The organism is Pseudonocardia kongjuensis, assembly GCF_039526905.1.
Classification (GTDB): Bacteria; Actinomycetota; Actinomycetes; order Mycobacteriales; family Pseudonocardiaceae; genus Pseudonocardia; species Pseudonocardia kongjuensis.
Genome location: NZ_BAAAJK010000024.1, coordinates 44,347 through 61,587, shown reverse-complemented (window position 1 = coordinate 61,587; position 17,241 = coordinate 44,347). Strand labels below are relative to the sequence as shown.

Annotated in this window: 21 protein-coding genes; 2 read left to right on the top strand and 19 right to left on the bottom strand. The window is 69.8% G+C overall.

Annotated features, from left to right (window positions below; genetic code table 11):
• Positions 1-7: 7 nt before the first annotated feature.
• The 12 genes from ABD160_RS20395 to ABD160_RS20340 all read right to left on the bottom strand — a co-directional run bounded on the left by ABD160_RS20395 (position 8) and on the right by ABD160_RS20340 (position 7,877).
• Positions 8-1,102, bottom strand: a complete 1,095-nt coding sequence (locus ABD160_RS20395) for a site-specific integrase (RefSeq protein ID WP_344024845.1) — start codon at positions 1,100-1,102, stop codon at positions 8-10.
• A 107-nt stretch (positions 1,103-1,209) separates the two neighbouring features.
• Positions 1,210-1,398 (bottom strand): helix-turn-helix transcriptional regulator, encoded by a 189-nt coding sequence (locus ABD160_RS20390; RefSeq protein WP_425563638.1) that lies wholly within the window; start codon positions 1,396-1,398, stop codon positions 1,210-1,212.
• Positions 1,395-2,780, bottom strand: a complete 1,386-nt coding sequence (locus ABD160_RS20385; RefSeq protein WP_344024843.1) for a replication initiator — start codon at positions 2,778-2,780, stop codon at positions 1,395-1,397. The genes ABD160_RS20390 and ABD160_RS20385 overlap by 4 nt, the downstream gene beginning before the upstream one ends.
• A 103-nt stretch (positions 2,781-2,883) precedes the next feature.
• Positions 2,884-3,543, bottom strand: a complete 660-nt coding sequence (locus ABD160_RS20380; protein WP_344024841.1) for a hypothetical protein — start codon at positions 3,541-3,543, stop codon at positions 2,884-2,886.
• A complete protein-coding gene (locus ABD160_RS20375; RefSeq protein WP_344024839.1) occupies positions 3,540-3,755 on the bottom strand; it encodes a hypothetical protein in 216 nt (71 codons plus the stop codon). The genes ABD160_RS20380 and ABD160_RS20375 overlap by 4 nt, the downstream gene beginning before the upstream one ends.
• Positions 3,755-5,125 carry an FtsK/SpoIIIE domain-containing protein gene (locus tag ABD160_RS20370; RefSeq protein ID WP_344024837.1) on the bottom strand — a complete coding sequence of 457 codons (1,371 nt, stop codon included), beginning with the start codon at positions 5,123-5,125 and terminating at the stop codon, positions 3,755-3,757. Before ABD160_RS20370 ends, ABD160_RS20375 begins: the two co-directional genes overlap by 1 nt.
• A 184-nt stretch (positions 5,126-5,309) precedes the next feature.
• A complete protein-coding gene (locus ABD160_RS20365) occupies positions 5,310-5,498 on the bottom strand; it encodes a hypothetical protein (RefSeq protein WP_344024834.1) in 189 nt (62 codons plus the stop codon).
• Between the two features lies 1 nt (position 5,499).
• A complete protein-coding gene (locus tag ABD160_RS20360; RefSeq protein WP_344024832.1) occupies positions 5,500-5,850 on the bottom strand; it encodes a hypothetical protein in 351 nt (116 codons plus the stop codon).
• 3 nt (positions 5,851-5,853) lie between these two features.
• Positions 5,854-6,051: a hypothetical protein gene (locus ABD160_RS20355; protein ID WP_344024830.1), complete on the bottom strand. Its 198-nt coding sequence runs from the start codon at positions 6,049-6,051 to the stop codon at positions 5,854-5,856.
• A 275-nt stretch (positions 6,052-6,326) separates the two neighbouring features.
• Positions 6,327-6,590 carry a hypothetical protein gene (locus ABD160_RS20350; RefSeq protein ID WP_344024827.1) on the bottom strand — a complete coding sequence of 88 codons (264 nt, stop codon included), beginning with the start codon at positions 6,588-6,590 and terminating at the stop codon, positions 6,327-6,329.
• Positions 6,587-6,988 (bottom strand): hypothetical protein, encoded by a 402-nt coding sequence (locus ABD160_RS20345; protein ID WP_344024825.1) that lies wholly within the window; start codon positions 6,986-6,988, stop codon positions 6,587-6,589. The genes ABD160_RS20350 and ABD160_RS20345 overlap by 4 nt, the downstream gene beginning before the upstream one ends.
• Before the next feature lie 112 nt (positions 6,989-7,100).
• Positions 7,101-7,877, bottom strand: coding sequence for a GntR family transcriptional regulator (locus tag ABD160_RS20340; protein ID WP_344024823.1), 777 nt, complete (start codon positions 7,875-7,877; stop codon positions 7,101-7,103).
• A 106-nt stretch (positions 7,878-7,983) separates the two neighbouring features.
• On the opposite strand from ABD160_RS20340, the gene ABD160_RS20335 reads away from it, so the two are divergent.
• Entirely contained in the window at positions 7,984-8,382 is a 399-nt protein-coding gene (locus tag ABD160_RS20335) for an NUDIX domain-containing protein (protein WP_344024821.1), read from the top strand.
• A gap of 573 nt (positions 8,383-8,955) precedes the next feature.
• Here the strand turns inward: ABD160_RS20335 and ABD160_RS20330 are convergent.
• The 6 genes from ABD160_RS20330 to ABD160_RS20305 are packed head-to-tail and all read right to left on the bottom strand — an operon-like array spanning position 8,956 to position 14,557.
• Positions 8,956-9,312 carry a cation:proton antiporter gene (locus ABD160_RS20330; RefSeq protein ID WP_344024817.1) on the bottom strand — a complete coding sequence of 119 codons (357 nt, stop codon included), beginning with the start codon at positions 9,310-9,312 and terminating at the stop codon, positions 8,956-8,958.
• Positions 9,309-9,566, bottom strand: a complete 258-nt coding sequence (locus tag ABD160_RS20325) for an MrpF/PhaF family protein (RefSeq protein WP_344024815.1) — start codon at positions 9,564-9,566, stop codon at positions 9,309-9,311. Before ABD160_RS20325 ends, ABD160_RS20330 begins: the two co-directional genes overlap by 4 nt.
• Positions 9,563-9,922: a Na+/H+ antiporter subunit E gene (locus tag ABD160_RS20320; protein ID WP_344024813.1), complete on the bottom strand. Its 360-nt coding sequence runs from the start codon at positions 9,920-9,922 to the stop codon at positions 9,563-9,565. The genes ABD160_RS20325 and ABD160_RS20320 overlap by 4 nt, the downstream gene beginning before the upstream one ends.
• Positions 9,919-11,430, bottom strand: coding sequence for a monovalent cation/H+ antiporter subunit D family protein (locus ABD160_RS20315; protein WP_344024811.1), 1,512 nt, complete (start codon positions 11,428-11,430; stop codon positions 9,919-9,921). The genes ABD160_RS20320 and ABD160_RS20315 overlap by 4 nt, the downstream gene beginning before the upstream one ends.
• Positions 11,427-11,765: a sodium:proton antiporter gene (locus ABD160_RS20310; RefSeq protein WP_344024809.1), complete on the bottom strand. Its 339-nt coding sequence runs from the start codon at positions 11,763-11,765 to the stop codon at positions 11,427-11,429. Before ABD160_RS20310 ends, ABD160_RS20315 begins: the two co-directional genes overlap by 4 nt.
• A complete protein-coding gene (locus ABD160_RS20305) occupies positions 11,762-14,557 on the bottom strand; it encodes a DUF4040 family protein (protein WP_344024807.1) in 2,796 nt (931 codons plus the stop codon). The genes ABD160_RS20310 and ABD160_RS20305 overlap by 4 nt, the downstream gene beginning before the upstream one ends.
• A gap of 535 nt (positions 14,558-15,092) precedes the next feature.
• Between ABD160_RS20305 and ABD160_RS20300 the strand changes: the two genes are divergently transcribed.
• Positions 15,093-15,965 (top strand): alpha/beta fold hydrolase, encoded by an 873-nt coding sequence (locus tag ABD160_RS20300; protein ID WP_344024805.1) that lies wholly within the window; start codon positions 15,093-15,095, stop codon positions 15,963-15,965.
• A 789-nt stretch (positions 15,966-16,754) separates the two neighbouring features.
• On the opposite strand, the gene ABD160_RS20295 is transcribed toward ABD160_RS20300, so the two are convergent.
• Entirely contained in the window at positions 16,755-16,907 is a 153-nt protein-coding gene (locus ABD160_RS20295) for a hypothetical protein (RefSeq protein ID WP_344024803.1), read from the bottom strand.
• Positions 16,908-17,241 lie beyond the last annotated feature (334 nt).

Here is a 17,241-nt window from a genome sequence, read left to right as displayed (position 1 = left end):
TCCCAGGTCAAGCACCTGATGCCGCATCCTCGTCAAGATCCACCCCCGGTTTACCCCCAGGATTGCTGAAAATCTCCAGGACGTTCGCGGCGCCGGTCTGTGCGATCTTCCGGCCGAAGTAGTTGTCCTGCGTCATCGACACCTTGGCGTGCCCGAGCTGGTCGGCGGCCTGGCGGGCGGTCAGCCCTGCCTCGTCCATGAGCGTGGCGACGGTCTTGCGGTAGACGTGCGAGGTGACCCACTCGTACCCGGCCCGGTCGAAGATCTTGCGCAGGTCGGATTGGGTGTTCGAAGGATCGCGCAGACCGCCGAGCGGCGCGGTGAACACGACGTCCCAGTCGTTCGGCACGGATTCGGCGCGTCGTCGCCGGAGCATCGCGATCGCCCAGGCAGGCAGCTCCAAGGTGCGATACCCGCTCTTGCTCTTCGGCCGGGGCTTGATCTGCAGGCCCTCGCCCTTGACCCGGACCACCGTGCCGCGGACCTCGACGGTTCCCGCGTCGAGATCGAGCGCAGGCCAGGTCACCGCCGCTGCCTCCCCGATCCGCAGGCCGGTGGCGAGCATGAAGTCGGTGAAGTCGACCAGGTCCCACTCGCGGCTCTTCGGGTCGGCGCTGATCTTCGCCCGCAGGTCGACGGCCTGCGCCGTGGTGAGCGAGCGTGCCGTCGACGTCGCGTTCTCGATCCGCCGGACGTCCCGGACGAGGTTGCGGTCGAGCGCGTCGTGCCGGACCGCCAGGCCGACGAGGCCGCTCAGCACCGTGCGCGTGGTCTTGGCCGCACCCACGCCGTAGCGGTCGTGGACCTGGACGACGAGGCGGTCGAGCCGGGACACCGTCAGCTCCCGGACCCGGAGCATCCCGAGCCCGTCCCGGACGTGGCGATCCCAGCGGTAGCGGTACGCCTCCGAGGTGGTCGGCGAGCGCTTGCCCAGGCGCACGGCCCGGTCGATCTCCGCCAGCCACAGCTCACCGACCTCGGCAACGGTGGAGTCGCGGTTGATCTCCCCACCTCGGGAGACGCGGCCGCGGTCGCGCAGGGCTATCCGTAGCGCGTTTTCTGCCGCCGCCCGACTCTGTGCGGTGCGCTCGACATCGCGCACGACACCATCGTGATCCCGGTAGCTCGTCCGTGCCCGGAACCGCTTGGGGCCGAGCTGGTAGATCCGGATGCGGCCATGTGTACCGATGGGCAGCGGAGGGCGGCCCATCAGGCGACCTCGTCTCGAAGAGAGACGACCCACTCCCGGACGTCGTCGGGGATGTAGCGGACGTGCTTGCCCATCCGGCGACCACGCGGGCCGTAGCCCTGGCACCGCCACCGGTAGAGCGTCTGGACCGGGATACCGAGGTACTCGGCGACCTCCTTGACGCCCCACAGCTTCTCCATCCCGGTCATGACGTCCTCCCGTGCTCGGTGCTGGCTGTGCGATCGGTGGTGCGGGCGCGTCGTTGTTCGCGCCGTCGTTCGGCGATGCCCAGGGCGATCTCGCGTTCGGCGTCGTTGCGGTGCCCGAACTGGGTTACGTGCCAGTCGTTGACGACCAGGACCGCGCCGACGTCGACGGCGGCGTCGAGGCCGGCCAACGTCTGCCCGAGCCGGTAGGTGCGGCGTTCGCTGCGGATGGCGCCGAAGGTGGTGGAGTAGTTGCGGGACTTGGTGAGGAAGTGCCCGCGGAAGCCGAGCATGTGTGCCCACCGGCGCAGGCCCAGTTCCTCGTACTGCTCGTGTCCGCCGAGCTCCCATGCGGTCTCGATGAGTCGTCGGTGGTGGTCGGTGATGTCGAGGTAGCGCAGGTGGGTGATGTCGCGGATCGGCCGGTCGGTGGCCTCGCTCTTGCCGGTGCCCTTGGTCGAGTACTTCGCAACGTAGGCGGCCAGGGCGGCGTCGGTGATCTGGCCGTCGTCGTTCTCGAGCGCGGCCGTGGTGGTGGAGGTGATCGGTCGGACGTCGACCTGACGACCCCACCCGAGCGCCAACGGGGTGCCGTCGGGCCGATCGACGACCAGCGACACATCACCGGCCGCGTCGCGGATCGCGAGGGTCAGCGCGTCGCCGGTGATCCAGGCGGGCGGGGCGGTGGTCGGTCCGTCGGGTCCGTCGAGTCGGACGACGGCGTGGAAGTGGACCAGGCCGCGTCGCTGGTACTCGGCGACCTTCGCGTAGGACAGCCGTGCGTGGTCGCGGAACTCCCGGACTTTCACGCCGAGGATCCCGGCGAGGATGCGTCGGAGCCGGATGGCGAAGCGGTTCCACAGCTTCCCGGCGTGGGCCTGCCACAGGATCGCGCCGGTGTAGTCGTGCGTCGTCGGGTCGAGCGCCGTGCCGATGCGAGGGTCTTCGCTGTGGCGGTGCTTGTCCCCGCAGGCGCAGGGGACGACGAGCCCGCGGGCGGTGACCCGTCGGGTGTGGACTGGCCCGAACGAGGGGGCAGTGAGTGTGACGAACAGTCGCGGATGTTGTGCGGCGGTGTCGGGGAGGCCTTTGCCGCCTGCCATTCCGGCGCGGATGAGGTGGTAGGCGTCGGAGGCGTAGCGGTCCGAGCAGGCCGGGCACACCGAGGCGCGGCGGTTGCCGCAGGGGGCGAGGATGTCGCCTTCGCGGTGGGTGAGGACGGTGCCGTCGCGGGTCGCGATCGTCGAGGTTCCGGTGAGGTGGATGGGGGCGGTGCAGCCGCCGAGGGCGGTGACGGCGCTGCGCCACTGCTGGAAGCCCTCGGACTGGATCAGGTGGGACAGGTCGTGGTCGTGCTGGTCGAGCGGTGTCGTGGCAGCCGTCATGACGGCATCCCTCCCAAGGGGGCACGAAGACGAGACGTAGCGATGGAGGTGGTGGCTCCGGCCCCGCCGGGGGCTGTTCTCACGCGGCGGGGCCGGGCCGGATCTATCGGCCGTACTGGCGGTGTTCGTACTCGATCTCGACGGGGCCGGGTGTGAACCCGTGGTGACGGGCGACGATCCGAGCGGCGGCCCTGTAGGACGAGGCGTGGCCGATCTGGGTGCCGTGGTCGTTCTCGACCCGGTACCGGCCCCCGTCGCGCAGGATCGTGCCGCCCTGGCCGTTGCTGGCCAGGACCACGAGGGCCTTGCCGGGTTCGACGACGTAGACGCCGATCACGCCGCTGCTGTTCATCCGGACCGGCTTTGGTGCCTGCTTCGGCTGGCGCTGTTCTGGGACAGGCCGGAGGTGGTCCCAGCGGCTGACCATGTCCCGGGTCGCCTTCGGGACCAGCACTGATCGGGCCGGTCCCTCGTGCCCGCCGTGGTGGATGTGGTGGCTCCCCCCGAGCGTGAGGTGACCGGAGTCCAGGAGCTGGGCGACGGTGTCCCCGTCGTGCCGAGCTATCGCGTCGGCGCAGCCGGGTCGGGAGGGGTCGGCGCGCAGGACGCGTCCGGTGCGTTCGATGACGAAGAACCCCGGGTCCTGGGCGGACCGCACGATGCGGGCGACGTCACGCGGGTCCTGTGTCGCGGCGGGTGCGTGGTCGTCAGTGGCGACTGTGACGGGGTCGCCGAACAGGCTGTGCTGCACGGTGTCGGTCATGCGGACCACCACCAGGTGGCGCGGGCGTCCCAGGCCCATTCACGAGCGAGCTGCCGGATCACGTAGTACTCGGTGACGACAGCGACGGCGACGGCGGTCCAGAACCAGCCCGAGCCGGTGCCCAGGTAGAGCCACAGCCCGCCGACCAGCAACGCGAGCAGGAGCGTCAGGCGGGCCCAGGTCCGTAGCGCCCACAGGGTCGTTGTACCCATCACGCCGCACCCCGCTCGTCATCGGTGGAGCCGTCCTGGTCGGGCATGTCGATGACCTGGGCGTCCGGGTTGGCCGGCGGGGTGGCGCGGAAGACGAGTTCCGCGATCTCGTCGTCGGTGACGAACGCGGCCCGGAAGCGAACGGGCATGCGGGAGCCCTTGTCGATGACGAACCCGATCCCCGCATGCCGGGCATCCCCAGGGATCTCATCGGCCAGCGCGCCCCGCTCCCGGGCTCCCTCGCCGAGCACCATGTCGACGTGCGAGGCGGCCGTGACGCCGAGGCAGATGCGTTGGGTGAACAGCTCCCGCACATCCAGGACGTCCTTAGACGGTTCCTGGAGGTAGCCGTGCACGGTGAACAGCGACGCCCGCCCCTGGGTCATCACCTCAGCCAGCAGCCGCAACGCCTCACGCACGGCGGAGCGGTCGCCGTAGGCGGTGAGCATGGCCATCTCGTCGATGACCAGCAGCTCCACCGGCGTCCCCGCCGAGGGCGTGCAGGCGCGGATGTTCTGGTCGCGCATGTCGTCCTGCCGGTCCCGCATGCTGTCGCGGAACTCGGTCAGGAGTTCGAGGGCGTCGCCCATGCTGGTGGCGTAGCGGTGGAACAGCGGGGCGCCCTGCTCGGTCTCCACCCCGCCCTTGAGATCGATCATCCAGACCCGCACGAGGCCGTCGCGGATGCACGGCCCGACCCCGCGCAGCGTGGACCAGAGCACAGAGCCCTTGCCTGATCCGGAGGCTCCGGCAACGAGCCGGTGTCCGCCGATCACCGGCGCGACGAAGGGTTCCCCGCGTTCGTTGTCGCCGATCTCCACCGCCCCGAGGTCAACGTCATCGGCCTGCTCCGGGATGTCCGGTGCCGGGATCGTCCGGGTGAACGGGAGCTCCCACTCGATGACGATCGCGACCACGCCCGGGCGGTGGCGGGTGATCGCCACCCGGTGCGCGATCAGGGCCTCCCACAGCACGGGGGCGCGTTCCTGCCAGAACGCGACGTCCTGGCCGCGGACGAGGCGGACGTAGACGGTGTCGATGGTCGGCGAGTACGACCGCACCCGCAGCACGCGCGGGACGAGGGTGTCGCCGGTGTGGCGGTGTTCGCGGGTCAGCCCGCAGTCCGACATCAGCCGGGCCCAGCGGTTGCCCCGGTAGACCGTCCAGCGACGCCAGGTCGCCCGCAGCCGAGGGGTCGCGTACCGGTCGAAGGTCGCCGGATGCGCACGGCCCCACACGACGAGACCGAGCGCCAGGCCCACGACCACGGCCGTGGTGACGAGCGCGCCGAGGGTCAGGGTCAGGCCGAGCCCGATCAGCGGGGCGATGACGAACCCGGGATGCCGGGCCAGCCACGCCGCCGCCTGCACCTCACGCCCGGGAGGGCGGGTCCGGCCCGTCCGCTGCCGCGAGGGCCCGTTGATGCGTGTTGCCGAGCTACTACGCTTGTTCACTGCTACCAGTCCTCACCACTGTGTGTCGGGTAGCAGGGGCCGTCCGCCGTGTGTTTCCGCCAAGAATCAGTGCGGCGGGCGACCCCACTACCCGTGGATGTCATTTCTGTTCGCGCAACGCGCCGCGCGCCGAATCCAGATGAACGGTCAGAGTGGCGACATCGCGGGCGAGATTGTCGTGGGTGTTCTTGAACCCACCCGTCCGATACGGAATCCCATGCAGACTCCGGCGAAGCTCCCGCATCGCCGCGTCGAGTTCCTCCACGGTCCGGTCGACAGCTTTCGACATGTCACTTTCTCCATTCGCGGGAGATGAGTTCTGCTTCCCACTTCTTCGCCGAGGCGGCCATGACGCGCAGGGAGCCGTGGGCCTTCTTCGCCGACACCGCGATCTCGTCCGGCGACGCGACCGACCAGTGCTTGCCCTCGCCGTTGGCCTTGGCTGAAGCCCCCTTGTCGGCCCGGCCGCTGCGCTTGCCTCTGCCGGCGTCGGTGGACTTGGCGGCGACCTTCTCCGCCTCCGACAGGGCGTCCCCGACGAGCTGCAGGGCCCGCCAGAATTCGCCGTACTTGCGCAGTGCGCGCCGGTTGACCTTGGGGAGTGTCTTGATCCGGTCTCGCGGACCCAGGTTGATCGCCATGGTTCAGACGCCCTTGCGGATCGCGAGCTGCGCCAGCCGGAGGCCCTCGGCGACCCCGGCGCGCCATGCCTGCTCGGTCGGGATGGCCGGGGTCTCGGTGCGGGACCAGCGGCGCCGCTCGATCTCCAACCGCCGCACCAGCCGCCCGACACCGGTCGTCACCCGCGGCCGCGGGGCCGTGTTCGTCTTGGCCGTGTTCATCAGAACTCCCTGCTCGTGTTCGGCACCGGTTCGGTTGACAGATCCACCAGGCCCGTGCAGTGACGGCACACCCCGGAGCCCTCACACTCACGACAGATCCGGTCGAATTCATGAGTGCCGTATCCGCCGCACTCGTCACACCCGCGACTTCCGCCGCATTCCATACATGTCATCGCAGTTGGCACTCCTGGTTGCGGACACAGATGTCCCCGCATCGGAATTACTGGGATTTACTCAGACAGGGCCGGAAACGATCCGGCCAGATATGAGACCGCTCAGGCGGTCGACTCGCCGATGGGGTCGGCGGTGTTCATGTCGGTGGCGCGGGCGGCGAGTTCGCGCTCGATCTCGCCCAGGGTGTCGCGGAAGCGGGCCAGCTCGGTGTGGTCGAGGAACAGCGTCACCGAGCCGCCCGGCTTCGCCACGTCGACCGTGACCCGGTCCTCGCCCGGGTAGTAGTGCGCCGGGAAGTCGGTCTCCGGGTCGACGTGGGCGTACACGACCACCATCGACGACCGCCGGAGCGCAGGCCGGGTCACTGCTCGCCCCCGTCGTCCTTGCCCCGCCGCGACGGCACCGGGGACGGGTGGGCGTGCTTGAGGCCCATCGCCTTGAACGAGATCCCCGACACCGTCCGCCCATCCGGCGACTCGATCGCATACGGGCTGATCTTCGGGTCGATCAGCTGCACCCGCACGTCCTCCGGGAAACCGTCACCGGGGTCGGTCGTGAGGGTCACCTTGATCTCCTCACCCTTCGGCACCCGCTGCCCGGCCTGGGGCTGCAGCTTCGCGAAAAGCGACACCACGAACTGCGCCACCCCATCCCGATCGGTCACCGGCACCTCCGCACCGTTCGAGTCCTGCCGGGTCTTGGGCGCGGGCGGCTCCACCACCGTGAGCTTGTAACCATCGAGCACCACCGGAAGATCCCTCATCGTCTTCTCCTCTCGCAGCCCCATGACTGGACGTCTAGGGGAGTGATGTCGAGAGTAGAGCACGTCTAGACGAGTCGCAACAGGTTGTCTGTCTGCGCTCGGATTCCGCTGGTCAGCGTGCGGGGACGTCGTACTCCAGCACGTACGCGGGGGCCGCCTTGACGGTGTCGCAGACCTCGACCGGGGTTCCGGCGGTGTCGTAGGCGGTGCGCACGACGACCAGGACCGGGACCCCGTCGGGGAGGTCGAGCCGGCGGCGTTCGTCAGCGGTGGGCATCCGCGCGGTGACTTCCTCGACGAAGTGGTCGAGTACGTGCCCGGTCTCTTCCAGGCGTGCGTAGATGCCGCCGGGGCCGGTGTTGGCTTCCAGGATCGCGGTGCCCTCGGCGATCGTCAGGGGCAGGAACGACGTTGCGACCTCGATCGGCCGGTCGTCGGCCAGGTAGCGCCGGGACCGGACTGCGACCCGCTCGTCATCGGACAGGCGCAGGCGTTCCCGGACGTCGGTCGGGGGGGTGGTGCGGCTGATCTCGATCTGATCGACCGACGGCCGCACACCGGCCTTGTCCGCCTCGGCGAGGAACGCCGCCTGCCCGGCATCCCGGTGCTTGCGCGCGAACCGGTCGGAGGCCAGCCGCCGCACCGGGGCGGGCATTCGCACGAACACCCCACGTCCGTGCTCGGCCACGACGCGCCCCTCCGTGCGCAGCTCCTGGATCGCCTGACGCGCCGTCATCCGAGCCACCGAGTAGTGCCGAGTCAGCTCAGCCTCAGAGGGCAGCCGGTCGCCAGGGCGCAGGTCACCGCCGTCGATCGCAGACCGCAGGTGGTCCGCGATCTGCCGATACGGTGGCCGGCCATCCTGCCGGTCAAGCTCCCCAAGCTGCACTCGACTCCTCCAGTCGTCCAGACGAGGCGCTAGCATATCCTGGCAAGCATGTTCGCAAGCATCGGGAGGCGGCGAAATGTCCGACACGCCTAAGCATTCAGTGAGCGTGGCCGGAATCGTTGTACGCGACGATGGCCGAATCCTGGTGATTCAGCGGCGCGACAATTCCCACTGGGAGCCGCCCGGCGGTGTCCTGGAACTGGGAGAGACGTTCGAGCAAGGCGTCGCCCGAGAGGTCGCAGAAGAGACCGGCGTCGCCGTCGAGGTCGAACGACTCACAGGCGCCTACAAGAACCTGCCACGAGGAATCGTCGCCTTGGTCTTCCGCTGCCGCCCCACCGGCGGAACGCCCACCGTGTCCGACGAGTCTCGCCGCGTCGACTGGCTCACCCCGGACGAGGTCCGCGAGCAGATGGACCCCGCCTACGCAGTGCGCGTCCTCGACGCCCTCACCGACACCCCGGCATCACGCGCCCACGACGGCGTCCAGCTCGTCGCCTCCTGACCAGCGTCCACACGGCAGCAGCGTGCGCCGTGTTTAGACTCTCTGTTCAGTATCAAGGCGGCGCCTTCGGCGCCGCAGCCGCAAGCAGCTCGCGCGGGGCATGCGGCCTCCGGCCGGTCCCCGCGCAGCGCGCGGCTGCGATCACCCTTACCGCGACCTCGAGCTATCCTGGCGGATTTCACGTTGTCAACCGTCGCGATCCCGCACCATGGACTTCGACGCGGCTCATCTGTCGACGCTCGGCACCAGTCGTGTCGCTGACTTGCACCCCGGGCAGGTCAAGGCTGACCCTTTGTCATCGAGCACGGCGACGCCGAGTTCACCCTTGTTCACTCCACGGCAGATAGACCCGAGGGGTACCGCTCATCGCGTGCGCCTGACCGGCTGGTTCGCTGATCGCATCGAAGTCGGGGACCTCTCTCGTCGCCACGAGGCCGATGAGGAGTCCGGAGTCTGACGAGGAGTCCGGGCCGATCCAAATGCGCATCGCTGCAGCGAGCAGTGCGACGAGCAGTACCGCGGCGAGGAGAACGAATGGACCGCCGTTGTGCGACCACCAGGACGGTTGGCGTCTCAGCATGGCGGGTCCTCCGTGGCGGAAACTGGGCCCTGTGCCTCGGGGATATCGGTGTCGGGTCGGAACGGGTGGTCTGTGAGCACGGCCGAACGGGCGACCATGATCCCGCCGACGGCAGCGGTGACGATCTGGAGAGCGACCGCCAGCAGTGCCTTTATAACGTCGGCGACCCCCGGCGCCACCAGCAGCGATCCGATGATGACCAAACTGATCCCAACGCCGGAGGCCGTCGCGACTGAGGAAGCCCGCATGTAGACGTCGCCGAATCGGAGCAGCCCGATCGCGGCGAGGAGAAGGGTGAGCCCGCCGGCGACGGCGACGATCTGCCCGAGGACAGCGAGGACCCCGCTCATCGTGCACCTCCGGTGAGCGCGCGGGCGAACGAGACGGCGGCCAGGAATGCGACCATGGTCGCCACGAGCACGAGATCGAAGGTCGACGTGCTGCCAGAGCGGACACCACCGAGTGCGATCAGACTGACCACGGTGACGGTGAGCAGCTCGGCACCGATGACACGGGAGCCGCTGTCCGGCCCGCGCACGATCCGCACCACGGCGAGCAGCGCGGCCACGCCACAGCAGACGAGCGCGATGTCGAGCCCGATCACACCGGCACCTCCTCACGTGGCGGACCGAACGCTCGCAGCATGCGGGCTTCCATGTCGCGCAACTCCGTCACCGCGGTCTCGGCGTCCTTGTGGTACATCGAATGGACCTGCAGCTCGTGGTGGTCGTCGATGACACCGAGGGTGAGAGTCCCCGGAGTCAGCGTGATCAGTGCACCCATGACCGCGGCCCGGGCACCGGTCTCGGACGCCAGGGGAAGCCTGACCACCCGCGGCGTCGCGGACGAGCCCGGCGTGAGGACGTCGGCCAGCACGTCACGACAACAGAACAGGACCTGGCCGGCGAACCACAGGCCGAACAGGAACAGGCGCGGCAGCCGCGCAATGGATCGGATCATCGGAGCACCGCTTCCACGTATCCGCTGGTGTCGAGCAGGCCGGCCGCCGCCGTCGCGGACAGTCCGTAGAGCAGCTCGGCGCCGAGTCCGAGGCCGAGAGTCACGGCGGCCAGCACGAGCGCGGGCAGCGTCAGTCGCAGCCCCACCGAAGGCACCGGTGGAGCCGCGACGGCGGTCCCACCGCCACCGGCCGGCTCGCCGTCCTCGTCGGGCCTGCGGACCAGCGCGTTCCAGATCTTGATCATTGACAGCAGGGTGAGCAGGCTGACCACGATGGCGACGACCGCGGCGGCGACCTGGCCGGCGTCGAGCGCGGCGAGGATCAGGGTCAGCTTCGCCACGAACCCGGAGAACGGCGGGATTCCCGCCAGCGACAGGGCAGCCACGCCGAACGCCGCGACCAACAGCGGATCGCGGCGGGCGACGCCCCGGATCCCGTCCAGCGCGCCGGTTCCGTGCCGTTCCTCGACCGCGCCCGTGGACAGGAACAGCGACGCTTTCACGATCATGTGGTGCAGCAGGTAGAAGATGCCCGCTGCCAGCCCGAGCGGGGTGAACAGGGCGACGCCGAGCAGAATGTAGCCGATCTGGCTGACCATGTGGAAGGCCAGGATCGAGCGCATCGTGGACTCGCCGACCGCTCCGAGGACACCGACGAGCATCGTCGCCGAGAACAGCACGACGCCGATCCACAGCCAGCGGGTCTCGCCGTCGAACACGACGGCGTAGATGCGGTAGATCGCGTAGATCGCGACCTTGGTGTGCAGCCCGGAGAACAGCGCCGTGACCGCGGGCGAGGTCGAAGGGTAGGCGCGGGCGAGCCACCCGTGGACGGGGACGACGGCAGCCTTCATCGACAGCGCGGCCAGGCAGATTCCGGCCGCGGCCGCGACGGTCCCGGACTCCTGTGCTGCTCCGGCGAGCTCGGCCAGGTTGACCGTCCCGGCGGTGCCGTAGACGAGTGCGACGCCGGCGAGGAAGACGGTGGAGACGAACAGGTTGAACGCGACGTAGAGCCGGGTGCCGCTGACCGAGCGCAGGGTCCCCTGCCTGCGCCGGGCCAGGACCAGGAGCCCGTACGAGGGCAGGAGCATGACCTCGATGAAGACGAACAGGTTGAACAGGTCCGCGGTCAACAGAGCGCCGTTGACCCCGCCGACCAACGCCAGGACCAGGGGCGGGAACAACCGCGCGGCTCCGGGCCCGGTCATCAGCCCGAAAGCGGTGCACACCAGCGCGAGCAGTCCGGTCACCGTCAGCATCAGCGACGACAGCGCGTCCGCGACGAACGGGATCGCGATCCCGCCGGGCCAGGCACCGACCGGCTCGGCCAGCACCACGCCGCCGGAGGTGGCGGCGACGAGCGCGATCCCGGCGGCGAGATTCGCACCGAGCAACCCGATCAGGACGACGCGGGCCCACAGCGCGCCGGCCCTGGCCGGCGCGGTGAGGCCGGCGGCACCCAGCGGCAGCCCGACGAGCAGGGGGAGGAGGGCGGCGGACGTCATCGGGCCGGCTCCGATCGTACGGCCGGACGTTCCCGGTCGGCGGTGTCGTCACCGGGCCGCCCGGTCACGGCGAGCACGAGCATGACGACGGTGATCGCGAAGGCGATCACGATCGCTGTGAGCACGAACGCCTGTGGCAGCGGGTCGGCCGCCGCGGCCGGGTCGGTGCCCTCCAGGGGCTCGCCGCGGCGCTGGATCCCGCCGGAGGCGAAGAGCAGCAGATTGACGGCGTGGCCGAGCATCAGGAAACCGAGCACTGCCCGCAGGTAGCTGCGGTCGAGCATGAGGTAGGCGGCTCCTGCGACGAGAAGTCCGATCGTCAGGGCGAGGATCATCGCGAGACCTCCTCGGACGCGTGGCCCACCTCGGACCGGTCGGGCGGCAGACGGGGATCGGGCTCGTCGTCCTCCGGCGGTGCGCCGAGCAGGTTCAGCCCGGCGACCACCACGCCCAGGACCGCCAGGTACACCCCGACGTCGAACACCAGCGCGGTGGAGAGGTGGACGCCGAGGACGTCGGCGTGCAGCGGACGTAGGAAGGAGCCGTCGAGCAGGCCGAGCAGCCCGGTCGCCGCCGCGACGACGGCGCCCATTCCGGCCACCAGGAGGAACGGCAGCCGGACCCGGCCGGTGGCGTCGGACGGCGCGGCGAGATACGCCAGTACCAGCGCCGAGGCGCCGATGAGCGCGCCGATGAACCCTCCCCCAGGAGCGTTGTGCCCCCGGAGCAGCACGTACACGGAGGCGAGCAGCAGGAACGGGACGAGCACCTTCGCCGCCGTGCGCAGGAAGATCGCGTTCGCGCGGGGATCGGTCACCGGAGCGGCCGGAGCGTCGGTCACCTGAAGGGGCTGCGGCCTGCGCGCGTCGAGCAGCGCGGTCATCACCAGGGCAGCCAGCGCGAGCACCACGAGCTCGCCGAAGGTGTCGAGTGCACGGAAGTCGACCAGGATCGTGTTGACGACGTTGCTGCCACCGGTCTGCTCCTGCGCCTCGGCCAGGAACCACGTCGACGCCGCGGACGGGCCCCGCCACCCGGTCGATACCAGGGTCGCGGTGGTCGCGGCGACCCCCGCACCGACCGCGAGCACCGCGCGCGTGACGGTACGACGGGCGCCGCCGGTCCCCGCCGGGAAGCCGCGAGGGAGGCGCCGCAGGATCAGCACGATCACCGCCACCGTCAGCACCTCGACCAGGAGCTGGGTGAGGGCGACGTCCGCGGCACCGAGGCCGAAGAACCACAGGGCCACCGAGAACCCGACCACCCCGGCTCCCAGGACCGCGGCGAGCCGGTTGCGCGCCATCAGGACGGCCCCGATCCCGCAGGCGCTGAGCAGCAGGAGCAGCACGTCGGACGCGTCGGACGTGCCGGGTGCGGCGGCGATGTCGCCGGCCCGCAGCCCGACGGCGACGGTGCCGGCCAACGCGATCAGCAAAATCGGGACGAGCAGGTGCCGGGCAGGTGCGTCGCCGGCGGTGGGGCGGCCGGTGACGCGGCCGAGTTCGATGATCCCGGTGCGCAGCCTCTCCACGGCGCTGACGCCGGTGAACGGCCACAGCGGGCGGGCGAGGAACCGGTCGACACGCCCACGTGCGAGGACCAGCCCGGCGCCGATGGCGATGGCCAGTGCGGAGACGAGCAGCGCCGGGTTGAGCCCGTGCCACACGTAGAAGCCGTCGATCGCTGCGGGCGGGACCTGGAGCGAGGCCGCCGCGGAGGTGCCGAGCAGTGGATCGAGGGCGCTCGCTGCGGGCCCGAGGACTCCGCCTGCGAGAGCGGTCACCGTGACGGTTCCGGCCATGGTTCGGGCTCCGCCGCCGGGGCGCAGATCGGCGGCCGGTCCGAACATGACCGGGACGACCAGGCGGGCGCTGTAGGCGACGGTCAGCACCGCCGCCGCTCCGAGACCGGCAGCAGCGAGCGTGCCCGGCCCGGTGCCGGCGGTCAGCGCGGCGTCGAGCACGTACTCCTTGGAGACGAAGCCCAGGGTGAGCGGGATCCCGGCCATGCTCAGCGCGGTGAGCACGATCATCGACGCCGTCCAGGGGATCGCACGGAACAGGCCGCGCAGCTCGCGCAGGTCCCGGGTGCCCGCCCGGCGTTCGAGCAGGCCGACCGTCATGAACCCGGCCGACTTGAACAGCGCGTGTGCCACCACGTGTGCGCTCGCCGCGAGCAGGGCCGTGGGGGTTCCGATTCCGATCACCGCCACCAACAGACCGAGCTGACTGACGGTGGAGTACGCGAGAAGCTCCTTGAGGTCGTGCCGCTGCAACGCGAACACCCCGCCGAGCAGGGCCGTGACGACCCCGACCGTCACCAGCAGCCAGGGCCACACCGGCGAGGCCGCGGCCGCTCCGGAGAACCGCATCAGCAGGTAGATTCCCGCCTTCACCATGGCCGCCGCGTGCAAGTACGCGCTCACCGGGGCAGGGGCGACCATCGCATCCGGAAGCCACGAGTGGAACGGGAACTGTGCCGCCTTCGTCATCGCCGCCATCGCCACGAGCACGGCGACCACGCCGGCGAACACCGGGTCGGTTCCCCACGCCGGGTCGGCGAGCGCGACCGACAGCTGTGTCGTGCCGGTGCGCACCACGATCGTGCACACAGCAGCGAGCAGCGCGAGCCCGCCCGACACAGTGATCAGCAGGGTCCGGGCGGCCGGCTCGCGGCCTCTCGGGCCCACCCGCAGGATGAGCAGGTAGGAGCAGATCGTCGTGATCTCCCACGCGACGAAGAGCAACACCAGGTCGTCCGCCAGCACCAGGGTCAGCATCGCCGCGGCGAACGCCGTCATCAGTGTGTAGAACCCGCCGGAGCGTTCCTCGGTCACGTAGGACGTCGAGTAGGCCATGATCACCGCGCCGATACCGAGTACCAGCAGGGCGAAGAGTGTGCCCAGGCCGTCCATCCGCAGCCGCAGCATTACCTCGACGGCCGGGATCCAGGGAAGGACCTCGTCCACGGAATCCGGCGACGAGGCAGGACCGGTGGCGACCACGACGGTGAGCGCGCCCAGCACGGCGGCGGCGACCCAGCCGGCACGGGTCCCGAGCCGTGCGCCCAGCACCGGCACGACCAGCACCAGTACCCATGCGGTGACTAGCACGGGGAACAACGACACGAATCCTCTTCCCGGGACGTCGGGCGGGGTGGCGGACCGGTCCGACGTCCGTCACGGAGACAGCCCGGCCGGGCCGGACAAGCGACCCCACGAGCAGGTGGCCGCTCTAAGCAGGTCCGCCGAGCGGCGCGAGAGGGGCTCAGGCGTCCGGAGCCACGCCGGCCAGCATCGGGCCCCACGATGTTGGGTGACCGTTGGTGCCCGGGTGCGGGACGAGCCACGCTATGGCGCGCAGTACGCATGCGGTGCTCATGGGCCGGGAGTGTAGACGGCGGAACCCATGGGACGCCGGACCCCTGACGATCGGTTCGGCAGCGCCTCTCGTCGACGAGGCCGGCCGGTGGTCCGCTCACAGTCCTGGCCTGGGACTTTCCCCTCTTCTTCACGCTACTCGCTTCGGGAGGCGGCAAGAGCCGCCTTAGCAGGATCTTGATACCCGGTGTCCGTTCAGGGGCGTCCGCGAGAGATATACTGCGTTCGGTGTGCCGGGAAGTCTGGTCGGCGAACAGTGGACGCTGCCGTCGAGAGGGCTGACATGGAGATTTACCGATCCGCATCCGGGCGCCAGGTGATCCAGGACTGGTGCACGCACGAGCTCGAACGTGTCCTGCCGACGGCAGACCTGAGAACAGTCGCGACTCCGCTCGGGCCAACACACCTGACCACGGTGGGAGTGGGGCCGAATGTGGTCCTGCTGCCGGGGACGAACTTCGGTGCGGCGACATCGACGCCGTTGATCGCGGCGCTCGCCGGGGCGTTCCGGGTCACCACCGTCGACCTGCCGGGGCAGCCAGGGCTGAGCTGCGGGACACGACTGCAAGACAACCTCGTCGCGCAGCACCGACGCTGGTTGGCCCACGTCCTCGGAGAGATCAGTGGCTCCGGCCAGCCGCCGCTGGTGATCGGGGAATCCCTCGGAGCCGCCGTCGCCCTCTGCGCCGAGCCCGGCCCACACATCGGGGGACTGATACTGGTTGTACCGGCCGGTCTGGTCGGTGCTCGGGTCGACGTGAGGACGCTCGCAGCGACGCTTCCATGGCTGCTGCGCCCCACACGGCCCCGGGCCGGGCGGCTGCTCGCGACGATGGCGAGCGGAGCCGCGATCCTCGACGCGAACCAGCTAACGGAGTGGATGACGCTGGTGCCAGAGCACGTGCGGAGCAGTCTGGCTCCCGCCCCGTTGCCGAATCCGGTGCTGTCAGCTTGGCGGAACACGCCTTGCCAGGTCGTGGTGGGCGCGCGCGACCGGATTTACGGCCCGCACCGGTTGGCCGATCCCGCACAGAAGTTGCTGCATTGCAGCACCACTGTCGTGCCCGATGCCGGGCACCTGCTTACCCACACCGCTCCATACGCGGTCGCGCAGGTCGCATCAAAGTTGAGTCGGTTGGTCGGCGGCGCGACCTGACCGCGCCCCATTTGTGGCAGAACAACTAATTCTAGGGATGGCCGAACTCGCAGTTAGCAGACTCGAGACATGCACGCCCCACCCTTGCCGTCGATATATGGGTCGAGACCATCTGCGCCATCCACTGAAGTTCCGGACTCGTGATGCTAGGGGCTGGTGGTGGGTCTTCGTCGGATGGTGATTGTCCGAGGTGCCGTGCCCCGGTCAACCCCGCTGCGCGCGCCTTCGGCGTTTCAGGGTTGACCCGTGCCCGGCACCTCTGGAGGCGGCCAGGACGACGAAGACGCCGGTAGTGCGACCAAGATCTGTTAGAGCTCGAAACGGTCAGGACAGTAGTGGGTGCCTCTCGCACAGGCTCCTATCAAGTCACGCCGCCCGGCCCCTCAGCACAGTCAGGCAGCGCCACCCCACCAGGGCCGACCGGTCCCGACAAACACAACGAACCGGGAGTCCGCGGCAGCCGACGGTGGGTCAGACCCGAACGAAGGCGGTGCCGCCTGCATGGTCCATCTCACTGTCGACGGGGTGGCACTCGGAAGATGCAGGGGGCGGGCTCGCCCCCCGGTAACCCCCGGAAATCAACAGCAGAAGCCGACGACGGGCCGTCGCCGGTAGAAGACGAGGCAGCGAGTCAGTGCAGCACACAAGAGGTAACGGCGAACGTCGAGCATCGCCGGAAGTAGTGGATCTTGTCTCCGCGGGTTCGGGGTTCGATCCCCCGGGGGCCCACACAACACCAGGTCACAGCGTCGCTGACTGGTGGCGAACAAGATCAAGGGATCCTTTGGGTCACTTTTCGTCGGGTGGGTCGAACAACCCTTCCAACACCTCGGCGGTCTGACGGTCGGTGAGTCGACGGCCGAGATGGCGGTCCTGGGTCATGCTGATCGTGGAGTGGTCGAGCTGGTCACTGATCTTCCGGACAGTGACGCGCTCGCTCACTACACCTCCGGCCCGTTCGCGGTGCCGTGGCCGTCTGCCCGGCCTCACCGGCGATGTGCGGCGTCGTGCCCCAGGGAACGGTCAGAACCAGTCACGTCGCTGCCACCACGGCGCCCCCGCGGGCACTGACGGATCGGGCACGGTCGCCGACAGGAATCGCCGGTCGAGTGCGGCGACCATCCGGCGAAGCGGCCGAGCCTCACGTACAGGTAGGGCCGCCACCGCGGCGTCGAGCCTGATGCGAGCGGACTCGCCCACCCACTCGTCGTAGGGGTCCTTCTCCAGGCGTCGAGGTCCGACAGGAATCTCGATGTACCAGCGCCACTGATCCAGG